The organism is Jannaschia sp. W003, from assembly GCF_025144335.1.
Classification (GTDB): Bacteria; Pseudomonadota; Alphaproteobacteria; order Rhodobacterales; family Rhodobacteraceae; genus Jannaschia.
In genome coordinates this window covers 2,883,750-2,904,337 of sequence record NZ_CP083539.1, presented here as the reverse complement: position 1 = coordinate 2,904,337, position 20,588 = coordinate 2,883,750, and the positions used below count along the sequence as shown (strand labels likewise).

The 20,588-nt window shown below is 72.3% G+C and carries 17 protein-coding genes and 2 tRNA genes; 8 read left to right on the top strand and 11 right to left on the bottom strand.

Annotation, left to right across the window (positions count from 1 at the left end):
- Nucleotides 1–115: 115 nt before the first annotated feature.
- Nucleotides 116–199, bottom strand: a tRNA-Tyr gene (locus K3554_RS14325).
- Between the two features lie 98 nt (nucleotides 200–297).
- On the opposite strand from K3554_RS14325, the gene K3554_RS14320 reads away from it, so the two are divergent.
- On the top strand, nucleotides 298–1,077 hold the full coding sequence (locus K3554_RS14320) for an RNA methyltransferase (RefSeq protein WP_259941406.1): 780 nt from the start codon (nucleotides 298–300) through the stop codon (nucleotides 1,075–1,077).
- Between the two features lie 406 nt (nucleotides 1,078–1,483).
- Nucleotides 1,484–1,957, top strand: coding sequence for a CoA-binding protein (locus K3554_RS14315; RefSeq protein WP_259941405.1), 474 nt, complete (start codon nucleotides 1,484–1,486; stop codon nucleotides 1,955–1,957).
- Between the two features lie 37 nt (nucleotides 1,958–1,994).
- Here K3554_RS14315 and K3554_RS14310 read toward each other — a convergent pair whose 3' ends face one another.
- The 3 genes from K3554_RS14310 to hisF all read right to left on the bottom strand — a co-directional run bounded on the left by K3554_RS14310 (nucleotide 1,995) and on the right by hisF (nucleotide 4,280).
- Nucleotides 1,995–3,092, bottom strand: a complete 1,098-nt coding sequence (locus tag K3554_RS14310) for a hypothetical protein (protein ID WP_259941403.1) — start codon at nucleotides 3,090–3,092, stop codon at nucleotides 1,995–1,997.
- A 100-nt stretch (nucleotides 3,093–3,192) separates the two neighbouring features.
- Nucleotides 3,193–3,522, bottom strand: coding sequence for a phosphoribosyl-ATP diphosphatase (locus tag K3554_RS14305; protein WP_259941401.1), 330 nt, complete (start codon nucleotides 3,520–3,522; stop codon nucleotides 3,193–3,195).
- Complete coding sequence (gene hisF, locus K3554_RS14300; protein ID WP_259941400.1) at nucleotides 3,519–4,280, bottom strand: imidazole glycerol phosphate synthase subunit HisF; 762 nt, start codon at nucleotides 4,278–4,280, stop codon at nucleotides 3,519–3,521. The genes K3554_RS14305 and hisF overlap by 4 nt, the downstream gene beginning before the upstream one ends.
- A 96-nt stretch (nucleotides 4,281–4,376) precedes the next feature.
- Here hisF and K3554_RS14295 point away from each other — a divergent pair, with 96 nt between their 5' ends.
- On the top strand, nucleotides 4,377–4,883 hold the full coding sequence (locus tag K3554_RS14295) for a DUF302 domain-containing protein (RefSeq protein WP_259941398.1): 507 nt from the start codon (nucleotides 4,377–4,379) through the stop codon (nucleotides 4,881–4,883).
- A 19-nt stretch (nucleotides 4,884–4,902) separates the two neighbouring features.
- Here the strand turns inward: K3554_RS14295 and hisA are convergent, their stop codons facing one another.
- Entirely contained in the window at nucleotides 4,903–5,628 is a 726-nt protein-coding gene (gene hisA / locus K3554_RS14290; RefSeq protein ID WP_259941396.1) for a 1-(5-phosphoribosyl)-5-[(5-phosphoribosylamino)methylideneamino]imidazole-4-carboxamide isomerase, read from the bottom strand.
- Between the two features lie 133 nt (nucleotides 5,629–5,761).
- Between hisA and K3554_RS14285 the strand changes: the two genes are divergently transcribed.
- Together K3554_RS14285 and K3554_RS14280 are read left to right on the top strand one after the other, a co-directional pair.
- The gene (locus K3554_RS14285; RefSeq protein WP_259941395.1) at nucleotides 5,762–6,148 is read left to right on the top strand and encodes a DUF2147 domain-containing protein; all 387 of its coding nucleotides are present in this window, start codon (nucleotides 5,762–5,764) and stop codon (nucleotides 6,146–6,148) included.
- Between the two features lie 155 nt (nucleotides 6,149–6,303).
- Nucleotides 6,304–7,005 carry a hypothetical protein gene (locus K3554_RS14280; RefSeq protein WP_259941394.1) on the top strand — a complete coding sequence of 234 codons (702 nt, stop codon included), beginning with the start codon at nucleotides 6,304–6,306 and terminating at the stop codon, nucleotides 7,003–7,005.
- Nucleotides 7,006–7,090: 85 nt separating this feature from the next.
- On the opposite strand, the gene hisH is transcribed toward K3554_RS14280, so the two are convergent.
- Nucleotides 7,091–7,723, bottom strand: a complete 633-nt coding sequence (hisH, locus tag K3554_RS14275; protein ID WP_259941392.1) for an imidazole glycerol phosphate synthase subunit HisH — start codon at nucleotides 7,721–7,723, stop codon at nucleotides 7,091–7,093.
- Between the two features lies 1 nt (nucleotide 7,724).
- A complete protein-coding gene (hisB, locus tag K3554_RS14270) occupies nucleotides 7,725–8,312 on the bottom strand; it encodes an imidazoleglycerol-phosphate dehydratase HisB (RefSeq protein WP_259941390.1) in 588 nt (195 codons plus the stop codon).
- 189 nt (nucleotides 8,313–8,501) lie between these two features.
- Between hisB and K3554_RS14265 the strand changes: the two genes are divergently transcribed.
- A complete protein-coding gene (locus K3554_RS14265) occupies nucleotides 8,502–11,738 on the top strand; it encodes a Hint domain-containing protein (protein WP_259941387.1) in 3,237 nt (1,078 codons plus the stop codon).
- A gap of 140 nt (nucleotides 11,739–11,878) precedes the next feature.
- Here K3554_RS14265 and K3554_RS14260 read toward each other — a convergent pair.
- From K3554_RS14260 to pyc, 3 genes are all read right to left on the bottom strand, one after another.
- Nucleotides 11,879–11,953, bottom strand: a tRNA-Gly gene (locus K3554_RS14260).
- Between the two features lie 319 nt (nucleotides 11,954–12,272).
- On the bottom strand, nucleotides 12,273–13,052 hold the full coding sequence (locus K3554_RS14255; RefSeq protein WP_259941385.1) for a hypothetical protein: 780 nt from the start codon (nucleotides 13,050–13,052) through the stop codon (nucleotides 12,273–12,275).
- Between the two features lie 145 nt (nucleotides 13,053–13,197).
- Nucleotides 13,198–16,638: a pyruvate carboxylase gene (gene pyc / locus K3554_RS14250; RefSeq protein WP_259941382.1), complete on the bottom strand. Its 3,441-nt coding sequence runs from the start codon at nucleotides 16,636–16,638 to the stop codon at nucleotides 13,198–13,200.
- 172 nt (nucleotides 16,639–16,810) lie between these two features.
- On the opposite strand from pyc, the gene K3554_RS14245 reads away from it, so the two are divergent.
- Together K3554_RS14245 and K3554_RS14240 are read left to right on the top strand one after the other, a co-directional pair.
- Nucleotides 16,811–17,290, top strand: coding sequence for a hypothetical protein (locus K3554_RS14245; protein ID WP_259941380.1), 480 nt, complete (start codon nucleotides 16,811–16,813; stop codon nucleotides 17,288–17,290).
- 106 nt (nucleotides 17,291–17,396) lie between these two features.
- Complete coding sequence (locus K3554_RS14240; RefSeq protein ID WP_259941378.1) at nucleotides 17,397–19,829, top strand: ATP-dependent helicase; 2,433 nt, start codon at nucleotides 17,397–17,399, stop codon at nucleotides 19,827–19,829.
- Between the two features lie 380 nt (nucleotides 19,830–20,209).
- Here K3554_RS14240 and K3554_RS14235 read toward each other — a convergent pair whose 3' ends face one another.
- The gene (locus K3554_RS14235) at nucleotides 20,210–20,428 is read right to left on the bottom strand and encodes a DUF1127 domain-containing protein (RefSeq protein ID WP_259941376.1); all 219 of its coding nucleotides are present in this window, start codon (nucleotides 20,426–20,428) and stop codon (nucleotides 20,210–20,212) included.
- Between the last annotated feature and the right edge of the window lie 160 nt (nucleotides 20,429–20,588).

Below are 20,588 nucleotides of genomic sequence, written 5' to 3'. Positions count from 1 at the left end.
TCATGGTCGTAGACGGAAGCGCGGGTGGATGGCGGAGGCCCCGGCGCAGGGCCGGGGCGTGTCGGGGCAGGACGCGACCGTACCGCTGCGAACCATCTATGCGGGGGGGGGGAGGTGGTGGGCGACCCTGGAATCGAACCAGGCGTGGCTCTCGCCGGCGGAGTTACAGTCCGCTGCCGCACCTTGCAGCACGTCGCCCAACGGGGGCCCGAATAGGGGGCGGGCGGCAGGGGGTCAAGCGGTGTTGTGGCGCGGCGGGGCGCGGGCGATAAGCGCCCATTCCAGCGGAGGCAGGGCATGGCGCAGAAGCCGAAATGGGTGGTCGGCAAGGAGCGCGAGCGGCGCGCCGCCGCGAACGCCACCGTGTGGCTGTTCGGCCTCCATGCGGTGCGCGACGCCTTGGAGAACCCCATGCGCGAGCGGCTGCGGCTGGTGGTCACGCGCAACGCGGCGGACCGTCTGGGCGACGCGGTGGCGCGCTCGGGTCTGGAGCCCGAGATCGCCGATCCGCGGCGCTTCCCGGTGCCGCTCGACCCCGGCTCGGTGCACCAGGGCGCCGCCCTGGAGGCGAAGCCGCTGGACTGGGGGCGGCTGGAGGACGTGGCGGACCCGGGCGGCGCGCGGCCCCCGCGGCTGGTGCTGCTGGACCGCGTGACCGACCCGCACAACGTGGGCGCCATCCTGCGCTCGGCGGAGGTGTTCGGCGCGCGGGCCGTGGTGGCGCCCTCGCGCCATGCGGCGCCCGAGACCGGAGCGCTGGCGAAGTCCGCTTCGGGGGCGCTGGAGCGGCAGCCCTACCTGCGGGTCGGCAACCTCGGCGACGCGATGGAGCGGCTGCGGGCGATGGGCTACGAGACCGTCGGGATGGACGGCGAGGCGCCCGAGACGCTGGACGAGGCCGCGCCGCAGGTGGCCGACCGGCCCGTGGCGCTGGTGCTCGGCGCGGAAGGCCCCGGCCTGCGCGAGCGCACGCGGGCCTTGTGCGACCGCATGGTGCGGATCGACCCGGCGGGGGCCTTCGGCAGCCTCAACGTCAGCAACGCCGCCGCGGTGGCGCTCCACGCGCTTCGCCGCTGACGGGGCGCGGATTCCCGCCACCCCCCCGCAGCCCTGCAACGACGCGCTTGCCGCCCGGAGTCCGACGTGGTCATCGGAGGCCGTGGCCCCTCCGGGGACGATGCGCGGCTTGCCGCGGGTCGGGAGGGGTCCGGGGAAACAAAAGAAAGAGCAGTATCGCCGGACGTCGGGCCGATGGGGGAATCGCGTAGCGCGAGGTCCCGGAGCACCGAACGGAACCGGACGCAATCCGTGCCCGAAGAAAAATTTCGGGACGCGGGAACCAACCGGGCGGGGCGCAGTTACCTCTTTGTCTGTGGAGAGACGGTCATTCGGAACCGCCGCCTCTCTGTTCACTGTCCCTCGTTCCGTACCTCGGGCCCGCGTCTTCATTGCCGCGGGCCTTTTTTTGCGCTCTGGGTGCGCCATGACCGCCGAAGACGCCCGGATCCTCGCGCTCCTGCGCCTGCCCGCCCGGGTGGCGATCGTGGGGGCCTCGCCCAACCCGGTGCGGGCCTCGCACTACGTGGGCACCTATCTCGCGCGGCGGGGCTACGCGGTGGAGGCGGTGAACCCGGGCCATGCGGGCACCGCGCTGTTTGGCCGCCCCTGCGCCGCCTCGCTGGCCGATCTGGCCGAGCCGCCCGACATCCTCGACCTGTTCCGGCGTGCCGACGCCGCGCCGGGCATCGTCGCCGAGGCGCTGGAGCGGTTTCCGGCGCTGCGCTGCGTCTGGTTGCAACTTGGCATCCGCAGCGCGGAGGCGGCCGGGATGTGCGCGGAGGCTGGCGTGGCCTTCGTGGAGGACCGGTGCCCCAAGATCGAGCTTCAGCGCCTCGGGGGCGAGCTCCGGCAGGGCGGGTTCAACACCGGGATGATCTCGTCGAAGCTGACGCGGTAGGGCGGTGCCCCGCCGGTGGGTCCGGCGGGGCGTCTCTTCAGCGCTCGTACTCGGGCAGGGCGTCGAGCTGCTCCTGGGTGGCGTCGATGTAGGCGCGCAGGCCGCCCTCGCCATCGAGGAAGGTCATCGCCTCCAGCGGGATCGCCACGTCGCGCTCGCCGAGGCCCAGGAAGCCGCCGATGCCGACGACGGCGAGCGAGGTCTCCAGCTGGTCCCCGCGGCTGTCGCCGGGGATGGTCCATTCGATGGTGCCAACCACCTCATCGGCGAGGTCGTAGACGTCGACGCCCTCGAGCTGCGGCAGGCGCAGGGTGTCGAACATCAGCGGCGTGTAGTCCTCGCGCTCGACGGCCGGCGCGTTGGGCAGGAGCGGCACGTCGCCGCGCGGCGCCTCGGCGGCGTTGTCCGCGACCACCACACCGTCGCCCTCGCGCTCGGCGTTGATCTCGGCGGCGGTCGGCTCGGGCTCGGTGGGGGCGTCGACCTCGGTGTCGACCTGGCCGTCGCGGATCACGGCGGTGGCGGGGGTGGCGGGGTTGTCGACCACGGTGCCCTCGTCGAGGTTGGGCAGGTTGGTCTCCGTGCCCTCCATGGTGCCGTCCGACAGGCCCGCGATGGCCGAGGGCTGGCTGCGGGTGTCCTCGGTGACGAGGTTCGGCGAGGACTGGGTGGTCATGCCCGAGCCCTCGTTGTCCACGTCGATCGTGCCCGCGGTGCGGCCCGCGAGGCTCTCGGTGGTGTCGAAGGGCGCCTCCTCGACCAGCTCGCGCTCGCCGCGCACGGCGAGCTGGGCGTCGGGGCCGCGGTCGAAGCCCTCAATGCGGCGGGCGTCGATCACGAGCGGGCGGCGGTCCACGCCGAGATAGCCGCCGGCGTCCACGATCACGGCGCGCAGGTGGCCTTCGGCGTTCACCACGACGCTCTCGATGGCGCCGATGGCGTCGTCCTCGGCGAGCTGGCCCGCCAGCAGGTCGGCCTGCGCCTCGGCAAGGTAGACGGGGCGGCCCACGAGGCGGCTCTCGGTGCGGACCTGGCCGTCGCCGTAGCCTTCGAGGAACGGCGAGGCGACGTGCTCGGCGGCGAGGGCGGGCAGGGCGGCGAGGACGAGCGCAGTGGTCGCGAGAAGCTGTCTCATGGGGCGGACTCCGGGGAGATGGGCGGCAGGGGATGCTGGCGGCGCAACGGGCGGGGCGGGGCGATGGTTCCCGCCCGCGCCGGCCCCCGGGGTCCCCGCGTCAGGCCGCCGGGCCGGTGCCCCGCGCGCGCTTCTCGGCCAGCCCCGACTGCGCCTCGCGGCGGCGCAGCTCGTCCCAGACCGCATCGGGGTGGACCCCGGCGGCGGCCAGCATGACCAGCATGTGGTAGAGCGCGTCGGCGACCTCGGAGGCGAGCGCGTCCCGGTCGCCGCGCACGGCCTCGATGATGGCCTCGACCGCCTCCTCGCCGAACTTCTCGGCGCACTTGGCCGGGCCCTTCGCGAGCAGCCTCGCTGTCCAGCTCTCCTCGGGGTCGGCGTCGCGCCGGGCCTCGATGCTGGTCCAGAGGCGGTCGAGGGGATGGGTCATGCGGGCCTCACGGGGATGCCGGCGGCGGCCATGTGGGCCTTGGCCTCGCCGATGGTGTGCTGGCCGAAGTGGAAGATCGAGGCGGCGAGCACCGCAGAGGCGTGGCCCTCGGTCACGCCTTCCACGAGGTGGTCGAGGGTGCCCACGCCTCCGGACGCGATCACCGGCACGTCCACGGCGTCGGCCACGGCGCGGGTCATGGCGAGGTTGAAGCCGGCGCGGGTGCCGTCGCGGTCCATCGAGGTCAGGAGGATCTCGCCCGCGCCCTTCGACGCGACCAACACGGCGAACTCCACCGCGTCGATGCCGGTGGGCTTGCGGCCGCCGTGGGTGAAGATCTCCCACCGGCCGGGCGCCACGGTCTTGGCGTCGATGGCGCAGACGATGCACTGGGCGCCGAAGCGGTCGGCGGAGCGGGCGAGCACGTCCGGATCGGCCACGGCCGCGGAGTTGAACGACACCTTGTCGGCGCCCGCGCGCAGGAGCGCGTCCACGTCCTCGGGGGTCCGCACGCCGCCGCCGATGGTGAGCGGCATGAAGCAGGCCTCGGCGGTGCGGGTGGCGAGGTCGTACATGGTGCCGCGGTTCTGGTGCGTAGCGTGGATGTCGAGGAAGCACAGCTCGTCGGCGCCCGCCGCATCGTAGGCGCGCGCGGCATCCACGGGATCGCCCGCGTCGCGCAGGCCCACGAAGTTGACGCCCTTCACCACGCGCCCGTCGGCCACGTCGAGGCAGGGGATGATGCGGGTCTTGAGCATGGGCGCGGCTTAGCCGGACGGGGGGGCGATGGGAAGGCGCGGGGGAACATCCCGCCGCGCCGCGCGTCGAGTCCCGAGCATAGCAGGAGATCCACCATGACCCGCACCCTCGCCGCCGCCACCGCGGCCCTCGCCATCCTCGCCGCGCCCGCGGTCGCCCAGAGCACCGTGGGCGAGGTGGTGGACGACACCATCGAGCGCATCCGCATGGAGCTGGACGATCTCGAGTCCGAGGCGTCCCCCGACGGCGTGGCCGAGACCATGGACCGCTTGGTGGCAGCCGTGGAGGAGGCCGGCGCCACGGTGTTCGCCCGCGTCGACCACGCGCAGGGGGCGCGGGACGTGGACATGGTGCTGCCGGAATCGCAGCTGCTGATCTTCGGCAACCCCCAGCTCGGCACGCCGGTGATGCAGGAGGACATCCTCGCGGGGCTCTACCTGCCGCTGCGCGTGCTGGTGCACGCCACGCCCGAGGGCAGTGTGCTGGTCTGGGAGGAGCCCGAGGAGCTGTTCGACGACCTCGAGGTGGACGACGATCTGGAGGCCATCGGCAAGATGGAGGACGCGCTGGAGATGCTGGCGAAGAAGGCCGCCGGGAGCTGACGCGCGGGGGGGCGCCGCGTCAGGCGTCCCCGTCCAGCATCCTGAGCGCCTCGGCGAGGTCGATGGCCCCGTCGTAGAGCGCGCGACCCGAGATGGCGCCCGCGATCGTGGCGCGGGCCTTCAGCGCGCGCAGGTCGTTCATCGACGAGACCCCGCCGCTCGCGATCACCGGGATCGAGACCGCGCGGGCGAGCGCGTCCGTGGCCTCGACGTTGGGGCCGCCCATGGCGCCGTCGCGGTCGATGTCGGTGTAGACGATGGCGGCCACGCCCGCGTCCTCGAAGCGGCGGGCGAGCTGGGTCGCGTCGACGTCCGTCTCCTCGGCCCAGCCGCGGGTGGCGACCTTGCCGCCCCGCGCGTCGATGCCTACGGCCACCTGGCCGGGGAAGGTCCGCGCGGCCTCGCGAACGAAGTCGGGATCCTCAACGGCGGCCGTCCCGAGGATCACGCGGCCGAGGCCCCGCTGGAGCCAGCCCTCCACGGTGGCCATGTCGCGGATGCCCCCGCCGAGCTGCGTGGGCACCGAGACCGCATGGAGGATCGCCTCGACCGCGTCGGCGTTCACGGGGCGCCCGGCGAAGGCGCCGTTCAGGTCCACGAGGTGGAGCCAGCGGCAGCCCGCGTCCTGGAACGCGCGGGCCTGGGCGGCGGGGTCGTCGTTGAACACCGTGGCGGCCTCCATCTCGCCGCGCAGGAGGCGCACGGCCTGGCCGTCCTTCAGGTCGATGGCGGGGTAGAGGATCATGGGCGCGGCTCCGTTGCTCGCGCGCGCTTTGGCCCATCGCGGCGCCGAGGAAAAGCGCCGCGTGCCGCTGCGTCGCGCTTGCGCGGTGCGCGGGCGGCGGCAGAGTGCCGGCACTTTGGGAGGAGTAACCGACATGAAACGCATCCTGACGGCCTTTGCGGCCCTCGTCCTGTCCGCCGGCGCGGCCCTGGCCGACCCCATCGAGGGCACCTGGCAGACCGAGGTCGACGACGGCTCCTACGCGCTGGTGAACGTGGTGCCCTGCGGCGCCGGCTTCTGCGGCGTGATCGCGCGCACCTTCAATAGCGCGGGCGAGTACGAGAGCCCCAACAAGGGCCGGCAGATCATCCGCGAGATGGTGGCGCAGGGCGGCGGCCGCTACGAGGGCCAGGTCTGGCGCCCGTCGAACGACAAGGTCTACGTCGGCAAGGTGGATCTCAGCGGCAACAGCATGGCCTTGCGCGGCTGCGTCGCCGGCGGCCTGCTCTGCGCGCGCCAGAACTGGACGCGCGTGCGCTGAGACGCGGACGGGGGCGGGACGGCCCGCCGCCCGCGCCCCCGGGGCGGCTGCCACATTGTGCCCGGGCGGATCACGCAATGGTCACGCCGCGGCCCCCCAGACGCACCGAATCGCATGATGGTTAAGGGCAACGGAACCTGTCCGATGGAGTCATCATGCAAGCGATCCGAGCCTTCCTCCTCGACGAGCACGGCGCCGTCACGGTCGACTTCGTTCCGCTCCTGAGCGTCTCCGTGGGCGCGACGCTGGCGGTGACCGGCGCGATCCGCGACGGGATCGAGGTGCAGGCGCTGGCGATCGACACCCAGCTCCAGTCCATCCGAATCGCCACCACGTTCGAGGAGTTCCGCGCGATGCGCGACCCGTTCGGCGCGACGCTCTCGGACAGCAAGGATGCGAGCTTCGAGGAAGATGCCGCCGAAGAGGGCGGGCCGGACGACGCGGGCGAGACGGACGACGGTGCGGAGACGGACACGGCCGGCGGCAACCCCGGCAACGACAAGGACGTCGGCAACGCGGGCGAGAACCCGAATGGGTCGGACGACTGGGGCGGCGGCTCGAACGGGATGTCGGACGCGGGCGGGTCGGACGGGTCCGATCCGGGATCGGACGACGCGGGCAGCTCCGGCGGCACGGGCAGCGGCAACCCCGGCAACGACAAGGACGTCGGCAAAGCGGGCGAGAACCCGAACGGATCGGACGACTGGGGCAGCGGCTCGAACGGAATGTCGGACGCAGGGGACGACGACACCAGCGGCGGATCCAACGGCAATTCCGGGAACAACGGAAACGGAAACGGCAACGGCAACAACGGTAACGGGAACAACGGCAACGGCAACGGCAAGAACAAGAGCTAGGCCGTCGATCGGCGGCGGGAGCCAGGGACCCGGCGGGCCCTGTCCACCGCCCGCGCGGCCCCGCCGAAGGCGCCCGGCGCGCGCCCTAGGGCCGCCAGCCGAGGAAGTTGGCGATGATGCGCAGGCCCGCGCGCTGGCTCTTCTCGGGGTGGAACTGCGTGCCGACCACGTTGCCCCGCGCGACCACGGCCGTGACGGCGCCGCCGTACTCCGCATGGGCCAGCCGGTCGGCCGGATCGTCCACCCGCATCGCATAGGAGTGGACGAAGTAGGCGTGATCGCCCGTCGCCACCCCTTCCAGCACGGGATGCGCGCGCTCCACCACCAGGTCGTTCCAGCCCATGTGCGGCACCTTCAGGCCCGGCGCGTCAATGCGGTCCACCGTGCCGGGCACCCAGCCGAAGCCCGGCGTGGTCTTGTGTTCGCGCCCGAGCGTGGCGAGCATCTGCATGCCCACGCAGATGCCGAGAAACGGCACCGCGCGGCGCTCCACCGCCTCGCGCAGCGCCTCCTCGATGCCGGGATTGCCAAGAAGCTCGCGGCGGCAGGCCGGAAAGGCGCCGTCGCCGGGCACCACGAGGCGGTCGGCCGCGGCGATGTCCTCGGGGCGCGAGGAGACCACGATCTGCGCTCCGCCCGTCTCGCGGGCCATGCGCTCGAAGGCCTTGGCGGCGGAGTGGAGGTTGCCGCTGGCCGCGTCGACGAGGACGCAGGCCACCCTAGAGCGCGCCCTTCGTGGAGGGCACCGCGTCGCCGGCCCGCGGATCGGGCTCCACGGCGGCGCGCAGGGCGCGGGCGACGGCCTTGAAGGCGGCCTCGGCGATGTGGTGGCCGTTCACGCCGCGCAGCACGTCCACGTGCAGCGTGATGCCGCCGTGGGTCGAGAGGGCCTGGAAGAACTCGCGCACGAGCTCGGCGTCGAAGGCGCCGATCTTGGCGTGGGGCAGGTCGAGGCCCCAGCCGAGCCACGGCCGGCCCGACAGGTCGAGCGCCGCGCGCACCAGCGCGTCGTCCATGGGCAGGTGGCATTCGCCGTAGCGGCGGATGCCGCGCTTGTCGCCCACGGCCTCCCGCAGGGCCTGGCCGAGCGCGATGCCGACGTCCTCCACGGTGTGGTGGTCGTCGATGTGCAGGTCGCCCTCGCAGGCGATCTCCATGTCGATCAGGGAGTGGCGGGCGAGCTGGTCGAGCATGTGGTCGAAGAAGCCCACGCCGGTGCGGCAGCGCGAGCGGCCAGTGCCGTCGAGCGCGATCTCCACGGTGATGTCGGTCTCGGCGGTGCGCCGCTCGATCCTGGCCGTTCGCATGGGCGGTCTCCTCGGGTCGGGGCGTCCTTAGGACACCGGACGATGGGGCGAAAGGCGGGCTGATCGTCCACAAAGTCGAAACGAAGGCTCCGAAAGTCATAATTTCTCTCAATTTGGACCGCACGGTTAACCCAAGCGCCGCCCACCACCCGCGCAACGGCGGATTCACACGAACGGATAGCCCTGCGGATGCCCGACCACTCGCTGCGTCTCTACTCCATCGACCCGTACGACGTGCTCTCGCGTCAGGACGGCGGGACGGCCGCGTGGACGGGGCCGGCCGTGGCCGACGTCCAGGCGACGGTGACGGACAACGCGGCGGGCGGCGAAGGGTCCGTGCTCACCGACGGCAACCGGGGCGAGACCGCCACCGTCGACGTCACCGTAGGCGGGATCGCCTACTCCGGCGTCAGCATCCAGGCCGAGGAAAGCTGGTCGCTGCGGGACACGGTGACGGGCGAGACGCTCACCGTCGTCACCTTCAACGTCGACGGGGGCGCGGAGTACCTGACCCTCGCCAGCGCGCCGTTGATCGAGGGCCGCACCTACCAGACGCTGGACTACGACAACTCGCCCAGCCTCGCCGAGGGCACGGGCTTCGCCTACGCGGACTACAACGACGGCACGGTCTCGGGCACCGCCGGCGACGACGTGATCGACCGCGGCTACGCCGGCGATCCCAACGGCGACCGGGTCGACGGCAACGACCTCTACACCACCGAGAAGGCGGAGCTGTCGTTCAAGTGGTCGCAGTACGCCGACGGCCAGAACCTCGCGGGCGGCGCCGTGCAGGTGGTGGACGGCGTGGAGGTCACGGTGACCTCCTCGGTGCCCGCCGGCTCCACCTTCACGGCCGACCGCAGCGAGACGACCTACACGCCGCCGGGCCAGCCGCACCCCACGAACTCCTCGGCGCGCTTCTACGCCAACGGCAACGCCACCGACACGCTGCTGCGGATCGACTTCGACAGCGCGGACCCCGCGGTCTCGACCGAGGTGCACAACGTGCGCTTCGTGCTCAACGACATCGACGGCGTGCAGGGCGGGGGCAACAACTTCCAGGACATCCTGACGGTCCGCGCCTTCGACGCCGAGGGCAACGAGGTCGCGGTCGCCTTCACGGTGCTGGGCAACGACTCGGTCTCGGGCAACACGATCACGGGCGCGATCGACAGCGACACGCCGGATCAGCCCGACGGCTCGGTGCTCGTGCAGATCGCGGGGCCGGTCACCGAGGTCACGATCGTCTACGACAACGGCGGCACCACGCAGCAGGCCGTCTTCCTGTCCGACATCTACTTCGACAGCGTGCAGACCCAGGGCAACGCCGACCGCATCGACGCGGGCGCGGGCAACGACTCGGTGTTCGCGGGCTCCGACGACGACACGGTGTTCGGCGGCACGGGCAACGACACGCTGCGCGGCGGCAGCGGGAACGACTCGCTGCTGGGCGGCGACGGGCGCGACTCGCTGGTCGGCGGCACCGGGGCCGACACCCTCGACGGCGGCGCGGACGCCGACACGCTCGAGGGCAACGAGGGCGCCGACCTCCTGCGCGGCGGCACCGGCGACGACAGCCTCTCGGGCGGCGGCGACGCGGACACGCTGGAGGGCGGCGACGGGGCCGACACGCTCGACGGGGGCACGGGCGCGGACGTGCTGCGGGGCGGGGAGGGGAACGACCGCCTGATCGGCGGCGGCGGCAACGACTCGCTGCAGGGCGACGCCGGGGCCGACACGCTTCTCGGCGGCGGCGGCAACGACACGCTCGATGGCGGCGACGGCGCGGACTCCCTGTCGGGCGACGCCGGTGCGGACCTGCTGATCGGCGGTGCGGGCGACGACACGCTGCTGGGCGGCTCCGAGGCCGACACCCTGCGCGGCGGCACGGGCGCCGACCGTCTGGACGGCGGCACGGGGGCGGACAGCCTCGCGGGCGAGGCCGGCAACGACACGCTGCTGGGCGGCGACGGCAACGACACGCTCGACGGCGGCACGGAGGCCGACAGCCTCGCGGGCGGGCTCGGCAACGACGTCCTGATCGGCGGCGCGGGCGACGACACCCTCGCGGGCGACGACGGCGACGACTCGCTCTGGGGCGGCACGGGAGCCGACCGCCTCGACGGCGGCGCGGGCGCGGACAGCATCTCGGGCGACGCCGGCAGCGACGTTCTGATCGGTGGCGTGGGCAACGACACGCTCGACGGCGGCGCGGATGCGGACAGTCTCGCGGGCGGGTTCGGCGACGACGTCCTGGTCGGCGGTGACGGCGACGACACCCTCGCGGGGGAGGACGGCGCGGATACCCTCGCGGGCGGCACCGGGGCCGACCGCCTGGACGGCGGCGCAGGTGCGGACAGCCTTGCGGGCGAGGCCGGCAACGACACGCTGCTGGGCGGCGACGGCAACGACACGCTCGACGGCGGCGCGGATGCGGACAGCCTCGCGGGCGGGCTCGGCGACGACGTCCTGATCGGCGGCGACGGCGACGATACCCTCGCGGGGGGCGACGGGGCCGACACGCTCTCGGGCGGCGCGGGCGGCGACTCCCTGTCGGGCGGTGCGGGCGCGGACAGCGTCGACGGCGGCGCGGGCGACGACACCGTCGACGTGGGCCGGGGCGACACCGCCACGGGCGGGGACGGCGACGACCTGTTCGTGATCGACGACGCCCAGGCGGGCACGGGGCCGATCCGCATCGTCGGCGGCGAGGGCGGCGAGACCCTCGGCGACACGCTCGACTTCCGCGGCAATTTCCAGCGGGGCTCGATCCGGTACGACGACACCGCCGACGCGGCCGGCGGCCTGTCGGGCACGGCGCGGCTGCTGGACGGCACGGAGGTCACGTTCAGCGAGATCGAGACGGTGATCTGCTTCGTGGAAGGGACGCGCATCGCGACCCCCGCGGGGCCGCGGCCCGTGGAGGACCTGCGCGAGGGCGACGCGGTGCTCACTCGCGACGGCCCGGCCCGGGTGCTCTGGCAGGGGTGCCGGCACGTGGCGGCGCGCCCCTGGCAGGCACCGGTGCGGATCCGGCGGGGGGCCTACGGGGCCTCTGCCGACCTGCTCGTCTCGCCGCAGCACCGCATCCTCGTGGGCGGCTGGCGCGCGCAGCTCCTCTTCGGCGACGCCGAGGTGCTGGCGCCCGCCCGGGCCCTGGTGGACGACCGGCACGTCACCTGGGACCGCCGCCCGGGGCACGTCGCCTACCACCACGTCGTCCTGCAGGGCGGACACGGCGTGCTCGACGCCCACGGGGTGGGGGCCGAGAGCCTGCTGCCCGGCGACGCGGCGCTGGAGAGCCTCGCGCCCCGCGCCCGCGCGCGCCTGCTGGAGTTGTGCCCCGGCCTGCGCGCCGGCGAGGGCGGCGTCCCGGCGCGGCCGATCCTGCGGACCCGCGACGCCCGCAGCCTCGCCGCCGCCTGAACGCCCTGCGGGGCACGTGCGGGCCATCTCGGTCGCTCGCGCGGGTGAGTGGGGCTTCGTCCGGATCATGCGCCCGCCGACGCGCGGCTGCCGCCAACGGAAAAGCCCCCCGGCCATCGCTGGCCGGGGGGCTTTTCCGTTGGAGCGGGCGAAGAGATTCGAACTCTCGACCCTTACCTTGGCAAGGTAATGCTCTACCCCTGAGCTACGCCCGCCCCGTTCGGTAGGGGCGAGATAGGCAAGGCGCTGGGGGGGTGCAAGAGGAAATTCGCGTGCGGCGGGGCGGTCGGACGGTTTCCCGCGGACACGCGCGGCTGCGCTCGTCCGCCTCTCCGGCCGGCCCCCCGGTGGGCCGGTCCCGAGCCGTGCGCGACGCGGCCGCATGGGAGGGAGGACGACGGGAAGGGGGCGCGGCATTCGAGGCCCCGCGCCCGTTCGGGTCGGTGCAGGCCGCTCGCATGGCGAGCCGGGACGGTGCGCCGATGCCGCGGTCGCGGCCTGCGGCCGCGGGGCGGAGGTCCAGTCCGTCCGGGCTTACCCGTCGGACTCGGGCGCGCTCTCCGCGTCGGACGCCACGCCGCTGATCTGGAAGTTGTCGAGCGCGTAGCTCTCGTTCTCGACATCCTCGTCGGCGGTGGAGCCGAAGCCGAAGGCGATGGAGTCGCCGGGGTCGTCCACGGAGATGGTGATCACGGTAATCGCGTCCTTCGCGGTGTCGTCGCCGCCGCCGCTCATGCCGCCGAAGTCCTCGTTCGAGGCCACGACGCGCGCCTCGACGGTGATGCCGGGCACGTTGGAGGAGGAGAACACCGGGTTGCCGTTGTAGGTGGTGACGCGGCCCACCTCGGCGCCGTTGATGTAGATCACCCCGTCCTCGCCATCGAGGCTGTCGAGCGAGAGCACGTCGAAGCGCAGGGTGGCGACCTTGACCCCCGAGCCCACGATGAAGTCGTGAGTCACGGACTCGCGCCCGCCCGAGCCGGCGATGGGCCCGAGCGCGAAGCCGAAGCCGTCGATGTCCACGGGCGAGGCGCCGGACCAGCGGCCGCCGTAGCCGCCGTCGAAGTCGTAGCCCACCGTGCCGGTCTCGCCCTCGCGGACGATCTCGCTCTCGGTCAGCTCCTCGGTCACGTCGTCGGCGAAGAACCCGAGCGCGGCGCCCACCTCGTCGTGCATCGCCACGGTGAGCGCCGTCACCAGGGCGCAGAGCACCACCCAGTCGACCGTCACGGCGCCGGACTCGTCGGCCCGGAAGTGGGAGGGGGAGGCGTGGGCGGGGCGGATGCGGAGGCGGGGGCGGCGCAGGGGAATCATCGACGGTCTCCGGGAGGCAATCCTTCCGGACCGTCCTGCCGGGACATTGCGGCATCCCGGCGCCGAGGAGGGGCCGGAGCGGTGGCATCGTCGCCGCACCCGGAACGGTGGCCCCGGGGGCTGGACCACCGTTTCCCAGACGGCGTCAGCCGAACTCGACGAGCAGGTCCTTGGCGTCGATCTGCGCGCCGGGGGCGACGTGCACCGCCTTGACGGTTCCGTCGCGCTCGGCGTGGAGGCCGGTCTCCATCTTCATGGCCTCGATGGTCAGCAGCATGTCGCCCTTGGCGACCTTGGCCCCCGCCTGCACCGCCACGCTCGCCACCACGCCGGGCATCGGTGCGCCGAGATGCGCGGGATTGCCAAGCTCGGCCTTGGGGCGCTTGGCCGCGCCGCCGCCGGCCTTGCGGTCGGGCACGCGGATCACGCGGGGCTGGCCGTTGAGTTCGAAGAACACGCGCGCCTCGCCGTCCTCCTGCGTCTCGCCCACGGCCTGCAGGCGGACGTTGAGCGTGACGCCCGGGTCGATCTCGGCCTCGATCTCGTCCATCGGCTCCATGCCGTAGAAGAACACCGGCGTGGGCAGGGCGCGCACGGGGCCGTAGGCCTGGTGGCGCAGGGCGTAGTCGGTGAAGACCTTCGGATACATGAGGTAGCCGTTCAGGTCCTCGTCATCGAGCGGCTCGCCGATCCTGGCCTCCGCCTCGGCGCGCACGGCCTCGAGGTCCACCGGCTTGAGGTGCTTGCCGGGGCGGTCGGCGAGGGGCTTCTCGCCCTTCAGGATCTTCCGCTGCAGCCCCTTGGGCCAGCCGCCCGGGGGCTGGCCCAGGCTGCCGCGCATCATGTCGATCACGGAGTCCGGGAACGAGACCTCCACGGCGGGGTCCTCGACCTCCTCCACCGTCAATCCTTGCGCCACCATCATCAGGGCCATGTCGCCCACGACCTTGGACGAGGGCGTGACCTTCACGATGTCGCCGAACATTCGATTCACGTCGGCGTACATCTGCGCCACCTCGTGCCAGCGCTCCTCGAGGCCCATGGAGCGGGCCTGCGCCTTGAGGTTGGTGAACTGCCCGCCGGGCATCTCGTGGAGGTACACCTCGGACGAGGGCGCCTGCATCCCGCTTTCAAAGGCCACGTACTGGGCGCGCACCGACTCCCAGTAGTCCGACATCCGCCGCACCGCGCCGATGTCGAGGCCCGGGTCGCGGGGCTGGCCCTTCAGGGCCTCGAGGATGGTGCCGAAGGTGGCCTGGCTGGTGTTGCCCGAGAAGGCGTCCATGGCGACATCCGCCGCGTCCACGCCAGCCTCGGCGGCGGCCAGGATCGAGGCGCAGGCGATGCCCGCCGTGTCGTGGGTGTGGAAGTGGACCGGGATGCCGACCTCGTCCTTCAGGGCGCGGATCAGCACGCGGGCCGAGGCGGGCTTGAGGAGGCCCGCCATGTCCTTGAGGCCGAGCACGTGGGCGCCCGCGGCCTCAAGCTCCCTCGCCATCGAGACGTAGTACTTCAGGTCGTACTTCGCGCGGTCCGGGTCGAGCACGTCGCCGGTGTAGCAGACCGTGCCCTCGCAGACCTTGCCGCTCTCGATCACGGCGTCCATGGCGACGCGCATGTTCTCGGTCCAGTTGAGGCTGTCGAACACGCGGAACACGTCGACGCCGGTCTCGGCGGCGCGGGCGACGAAGCTGCGCACCACGTTGTCGGGGTAGTTGGTGTAGCCCACCCCGTTCGAGGCCCGCAGCAGCATCTGGGTCAGCAGGTTGGGCATGGCCGCGCGCAGGTCGCGCAGGCGCTGCCAGGGGCATTCCTGCAGGAAGCGGTAGGCCACGTCGAAGGTGGCGCCGCCCCAGCACTCCACCGAGAACAGCTCGGGCAGGTTGGTGGCGTAGGCGGGCGCGGCGCGCACCATGTCGATCGAGCGCATCCGCGTCGCCAGAAGCGACTGGTGCCCGTCGCGCATGGTGGTGTCGGTCAGCAAGAGGCGTTCGCGGCCCAGCATCCACTCGGCCAGCCCCTCGGGGCCGGACGCCTCCAGGATCTGGCGGGTGCCGTCGGGGGGCGTCTCGCGCAGGCGCTCGGGCGCGCGGGGGGCGCGGATGTCGGCGGGCGGGCGCGGGCGCCCTTCGGTTTCGGGGTGCCCGTTCACGGTGACGTCGGCCACGTAGGTCAGCAGCTTCGTGGCCCGGTCGCGGCGGGGGCGGAAGTCGAACAGCTCGGGCGTCTCGTCGATGAACTTGGTGGTGTACTCGTAGGCCAGGAATTTCGGATGCTTGAGCAGGTTGATCACGAAGTCTATGTTCGTGGCCACGCCGCGGATGCGGAACTCGCGCAAGGCCCGGTCCATGCGGGCGATGGTGGCCTCGGGCGTCTTGGCCCAGGCGGTGACCTTGGTGAGCAGCGAGTCGTAGTAGCGCGTGATCACCGCGCCCGAGTAGGCGGTGCCGCCGTCGAGGCGTATGCCCATGCCGGTGGCGGAGCGGTAGGTGGTGATGCGGCCGTAGTCGGGGATGAAGTTGTTGGCCGGGTCCTCGGTGGTGACGCGGCACTGCATGGCGTGGCCGTCCAGCAGCACGTCGTACTGCGAGGCGACGCCGGTCGCCTCGGTCAGCGACTTGCCTTCCGCGATCAGGATCTGGGCGCGCACGATGTCGATGCCCGTGACCTCCTCGGTCACGGTGTGCTCGACCTGCACGCGGGGGTTCACCTCGATGAAGAAGAACTCGCCGGTGTCCATGTCCATCAGGAACTCGACCGTGCCGGCGCACTCGTAGCCCACGTGCTCGCAGATGCGCTTGCCCAGGGAGCAGAGCTGCTCGCGCTGGGCGGGCGAGAGGTAGGGGGCGGGCGCGCGCTCCACGACCTTCTGGTTGCGGCGCTGCACCGAGCAGTCGCGCTCCCACAGGTGGTAGGTGTTGCCGTGCTTGTCGCCGAGGATCTGCACCTCGACGTGGCGGGCGCGCTCGATCATGCGCTCGAGGTAGCCCTCGCCGTTGCCGAAGGCGGCCTCGGCCTCGCGCCGGCCCTCCAGCACCTTCTCCTCCAGCTCCTCCTCGGAGCGGATGGGCCGCATGCCGCGGCCGCCGCCGCCCCAGGAGGCCTTGAGCATCAGCGGGTAGCCGACCGCGGCCGCCTCGCGGCGCACCGCGTCCATGTCGTCGCCCAGCACCTCGGTGGCGGGGATCACGGGCACGCCGGCCTCGATGGCGACGCGGCGGGCGGAGGCCTTGTCGCCGAGCTGGCGCATCGTCTCCGCCCGCGGGCCGATGAACACGATGCCGGCCGCGGCGCAGGCGTCCACGAAGTCGGGGTTCTCGCTCAGGAGGCCGTATCCGGGGTGGATCGCGTCGGCGCCCGCGGCCTTGGCCACGCGGATGATCTCGGGGACCGAGAGGTAGGCCTGCACGGGGCCGAGCCCCTCGCCGATGCGGTAGGCCTCGTCGGCCTTGAAGCGGTGGAGGCTGAGCTTGTCCTCCTCGGCGTAGACGGCGACGGTCCGCTTCCCCATCTCGTTGGCGGCGCGCATCACGCGGATGGCGATCTCGCCGCGGTTGGCGATCAGGATCTTGCGGAAGTCGGGCATGGGGCGGTCTCCGGGGTTCGCACGCTTCGGTAACGGCTTCGCTGCGGTGCGGCAAGGCGGCGCAGGCGGACTGCCGCCTAAGTTCCCGTCGTGACTGGATAAAATGACGCAGGGTGGGAACGGGACGGGGCGCCTGCGGTTGGGGCCGGTAACGTCATATTGGAGATCTCCCATGTCCAAGACACTTGTTTCCGCAGCCGCCCTGCTGCTGCTCGCCGGTCCCGCGCTGGCCGACGCCCACATGGCCGACATGACCTCGTTCGACGCCAACGCCGACTCCATGCTCGACATGGACGAGTTCGGCCAGGCCGACGCCGAGATGGGCTTCGCCGCCTACGACAGCGACGCCGACGGCATCCTCTCGGAGGAGGAGTTCAGCGAGTACGAGATGCGCCGCGACGCCGCCATGCAAATGGGCATGGACGACGCCGACGGCGACATGGACGAGGACGAAGAGATGATGGGCTTCGGCGCCTACGATCTCGACGCCTCGGGCGACGTCTCGATGGACGAGTTCAACGAGGCGGAGTTCGCCCGCTTCGACGCGAACGCCGACGGCATGCTCGATGCCGACGAGTACACGGCCTACTCGGGCGAGCGCACGAACATGACCATGGAAGACGGCGAGATGGAGTCCGGCACCGACGGCTGACCGGCCCCCACTCCGCGGCGGGCGGCCCGGTGGCCGCCCGCCGACGGCGGAACGCACCGGGAACGCGCCCTTTCCATGGGGCGCCGCCCGGCCTACCTTCGCCGCCATGACCCAGATCGACGATTCGGACGCCTTCGAGGCCGCCAGCCTGTCCGCGCGCGCGATGGCGCAGCGCCCCGCGCCCTATCTCGACGGGCTGAACCCCGCGCAGCGCCAGGCGGTCGAGACGCTCGACGGCCCCGTGCTGATGCTCGCAGGCGCGGGCACCGGCAAGACGCGCGCGCTGACCGCGCGCATCGCCCACCTGCTCACGCAGGGAAAGGCGCGCCCCAACGAGATCCTCGCCGTCACCTTCACCAACAAGGCCGCGCGCGAGATGCGCGAGCGGGTGGGGAGCATGATCGGCGACGTGGCCGAGGGCATGCCCTGGCTCGGCACCTTCCACGCCATCTGCGTCAAGCTCCTGCGCCGGCACGCCGAGCTGATCGTCTCGCGCCAGGCCGATCCGCTCCTGCAGGGCGCCGAGCGCGAGCTGCACCTGCGCTCGAACTTCACGATCCTGGACACCGACGACCAGATCCGCCTGCTCCGCCAGCTCATCCGCGCCGCGGACATCGACGACAAGCGCTGGCCGCCGCGGATGCTGGCCGGGATCATCGACCACTGGAAGAACCGCGCCTGGACCCCGGACAAGGTGCCCGCCCACGAGGCCGAGGCCTTCGACGGCAAGGGCGTCGCGCTCTACCGCGCCTACCAGGACCGGCTGCTGTCGCTGAACGCCGTCGACTTCGGCGACCTGCTGCTCCACGTGATCCGCATCCTGCAGGAGCACGACGACGTGCTCGCCCAGTACCGGCGCTGGTTCCGCTACATCCTCGTGGACGAGTACCAGGACACCAACGTCGCCCAGTACCTCTGGCTGCGCCTGCTCGCGGGCGGGCACCGCAACATCTGTTGCGTGGGCGACGACGACCAGTCGATCTACGGCTGGCGCGGCGCCGAGGTGGGCAACATCCTGCGCTTCGAGAAGGACTTCGAGGGCGCCGCCGTGGTGCGGCTGGAGCAGAACTACCGCTCCACGCCCCACATCCTCGCCGCCGCCTCCGCGGTGATCGCCGGCAACAAGGGGCGGCTGGGCAAGTCGCTCTGGACCGACGCCGAGGAGGGCGAGAAGGTCCGCCTGATCGGCCACTGGGACGGCGAGGAGGAGGCCCGTTGGATCGGCGAGGAGGCCGAGGCCATGACCGGCGGCACCCGCGGCATGGCGCCCCACTCGCTGGACAACATGGCGATCCTCGTGCGCGCCGCCCACCAGATGCGCGCCTTCGAGGACCGCTTCCTCACCATCGGCATGCCCTACCGGGTGATCGGCGGCCCGCGCTTCTACGAGCGCCTGGAGATACGGGACGCGATGGCCTACTTCCGCCTCGTGGTCTCGCCCGACGACGACCTCGCCTTCGAGCGGATCGTGAACACGCCCAAGCGCGGGCTGGGCGACAAGGCGCAGCAGACGATCCAGCGCATGGCCCGGTCCAACGGGGTGGGGCTGCTGGAGGGCGCCAAGCTCTGCGTGCGCACCAAGACCATCGGCGGCAAGGGCGGCAAGGCCCTGGGCGAGCTGTGCGACGGGCTCGACCGCTGGCGCGGCGAGATGCTGGAGGGGCGCGACCACATCCGCCTCGCCGAGGAGATCCTCGACGAGTCCGGCTACACCACCTTCTGGCAGAACGAGAAGACGCCCGAGGCGCCGGGCCGGCTCGAGAACCTGAAAGAGCTGGTCAAGGCGCTTGAGCAGTTCGAGAACCTGCAAGGGTTCCTGGAGCACGTGTCGCTGATCATGGACAACGAGGCCTCGGGCGAGGACGAGCCCAAGATTACGCTGATGACGCTGCACGGCGCCAAGGGGCTGGAGTTCCCGGTGGTGTTCCTGCCGGGCTGGGAGGACGGGCTGTTCCCATCGCAGCGGAGCATGGACGAGTCGGGTGTGAAGGGCCTCGAGGAGGAGCGGCGGCTCGCCTACGTCGGGATCACCCGCGCCAAGGAGGTCTGCACGATCTCCTTCGCGGCCAACCGGCGCGTCCACGGCCAGTGGCAGTCGGCGCTGCCCTCGCGCTTCATCGACGAGCTGCCCGCCGAGCATGTCGAGGTGCTGACGCCTCCCGGCCTCTACGGCGGCGGCTTCGGCGCGGCCGGCATGGCGGCGGCCCAGCGCTCGGCCATGTCGGGCGGCGTCGAGAGCGACCTCGAGGACCGCGCCCGGAAGGCGGACGTGTACAACTCGCCCGGCTGGCGGCGCCTCCAGACCAATGCGGCGCGCCCCGTGCGTCAGCCCACCGAGGCCAAGAACCTCGTGATCGACGCCACGGCCGTGTCGGCCTTCACCACCGGCGACCGCGTCTTCCACCAGAAGTTCGGCTACGGCGAGGTGATGGGGGTCGAGGGCGACAAGCTGGAGATCGAGTTCGACAAGACCGGCTCGAAGAAGGTGGTGGGGCGGTTCCTGCTGCCCGCGGAGCAGGCGGGGGACGTGCCCTTCTGAGGGCGTCCCCGGCGGCTCCGGCATCCGGACACGAAGACGGCGACGCCCCAGGGAGGTGAGGCGCCGCCGCTCGTGTGGACGGCCCGCCCCGATTTGGGAGGAGAGGGCGGCCGTCCGGCCGGCGTCGCACCAAGGGAGGAAGGCGCTTCACCGGTATCTGCGGTCCCGCCTCGGCGGGCCCGTGCCCCTCGCGGGGCGATGCGGGGCCCGGCGACGCACCCAAGGGAGGAGGGATGCGCCGCCGGTCCGCGGTTTCCGGCCCCATAGGGAGGAGGGGACCGGAAGAGGGTGCGACGACGCCCGAGGGAGGGCGGGCGTCGTCGCTTGCGGCGCGCCCGGCCCTCAGGGAGGGGAGGGCGTGGGGGGCGCGCCGTGTTCGGTCAGGCCCCGTAGGCGGCCTCGTGGGCGATGGCCCGGATCGAGGAGCGCGCGATGCCGAGGTCGGCGAGGTCGCGGTCGCTCAGCGAGGCCAACTCGTTGAAGGTCTGGCGGTACACGCGCTGCTTCGCACGATGGACGCGGTACTCGGCGAGGCGGGCCTCGACGCGCTCGCGGATCGAGACCGGAAGGGCGGAGGTGAAAGTCGTGGTAGAAGTCATGAGAGACCCCTTTGGTTGCTCGGGCCATTCTTCGGACCCTGCGGCGTGCCATGCGCATCGTCGCTTCGATGACCGAGAGATGGGGCGAATGCTGCGGCTGCACAATCGGTGGATCGTCAATGCCGCCATGCAGCATCCGCATGGGTGAAGAGGCGCGAAC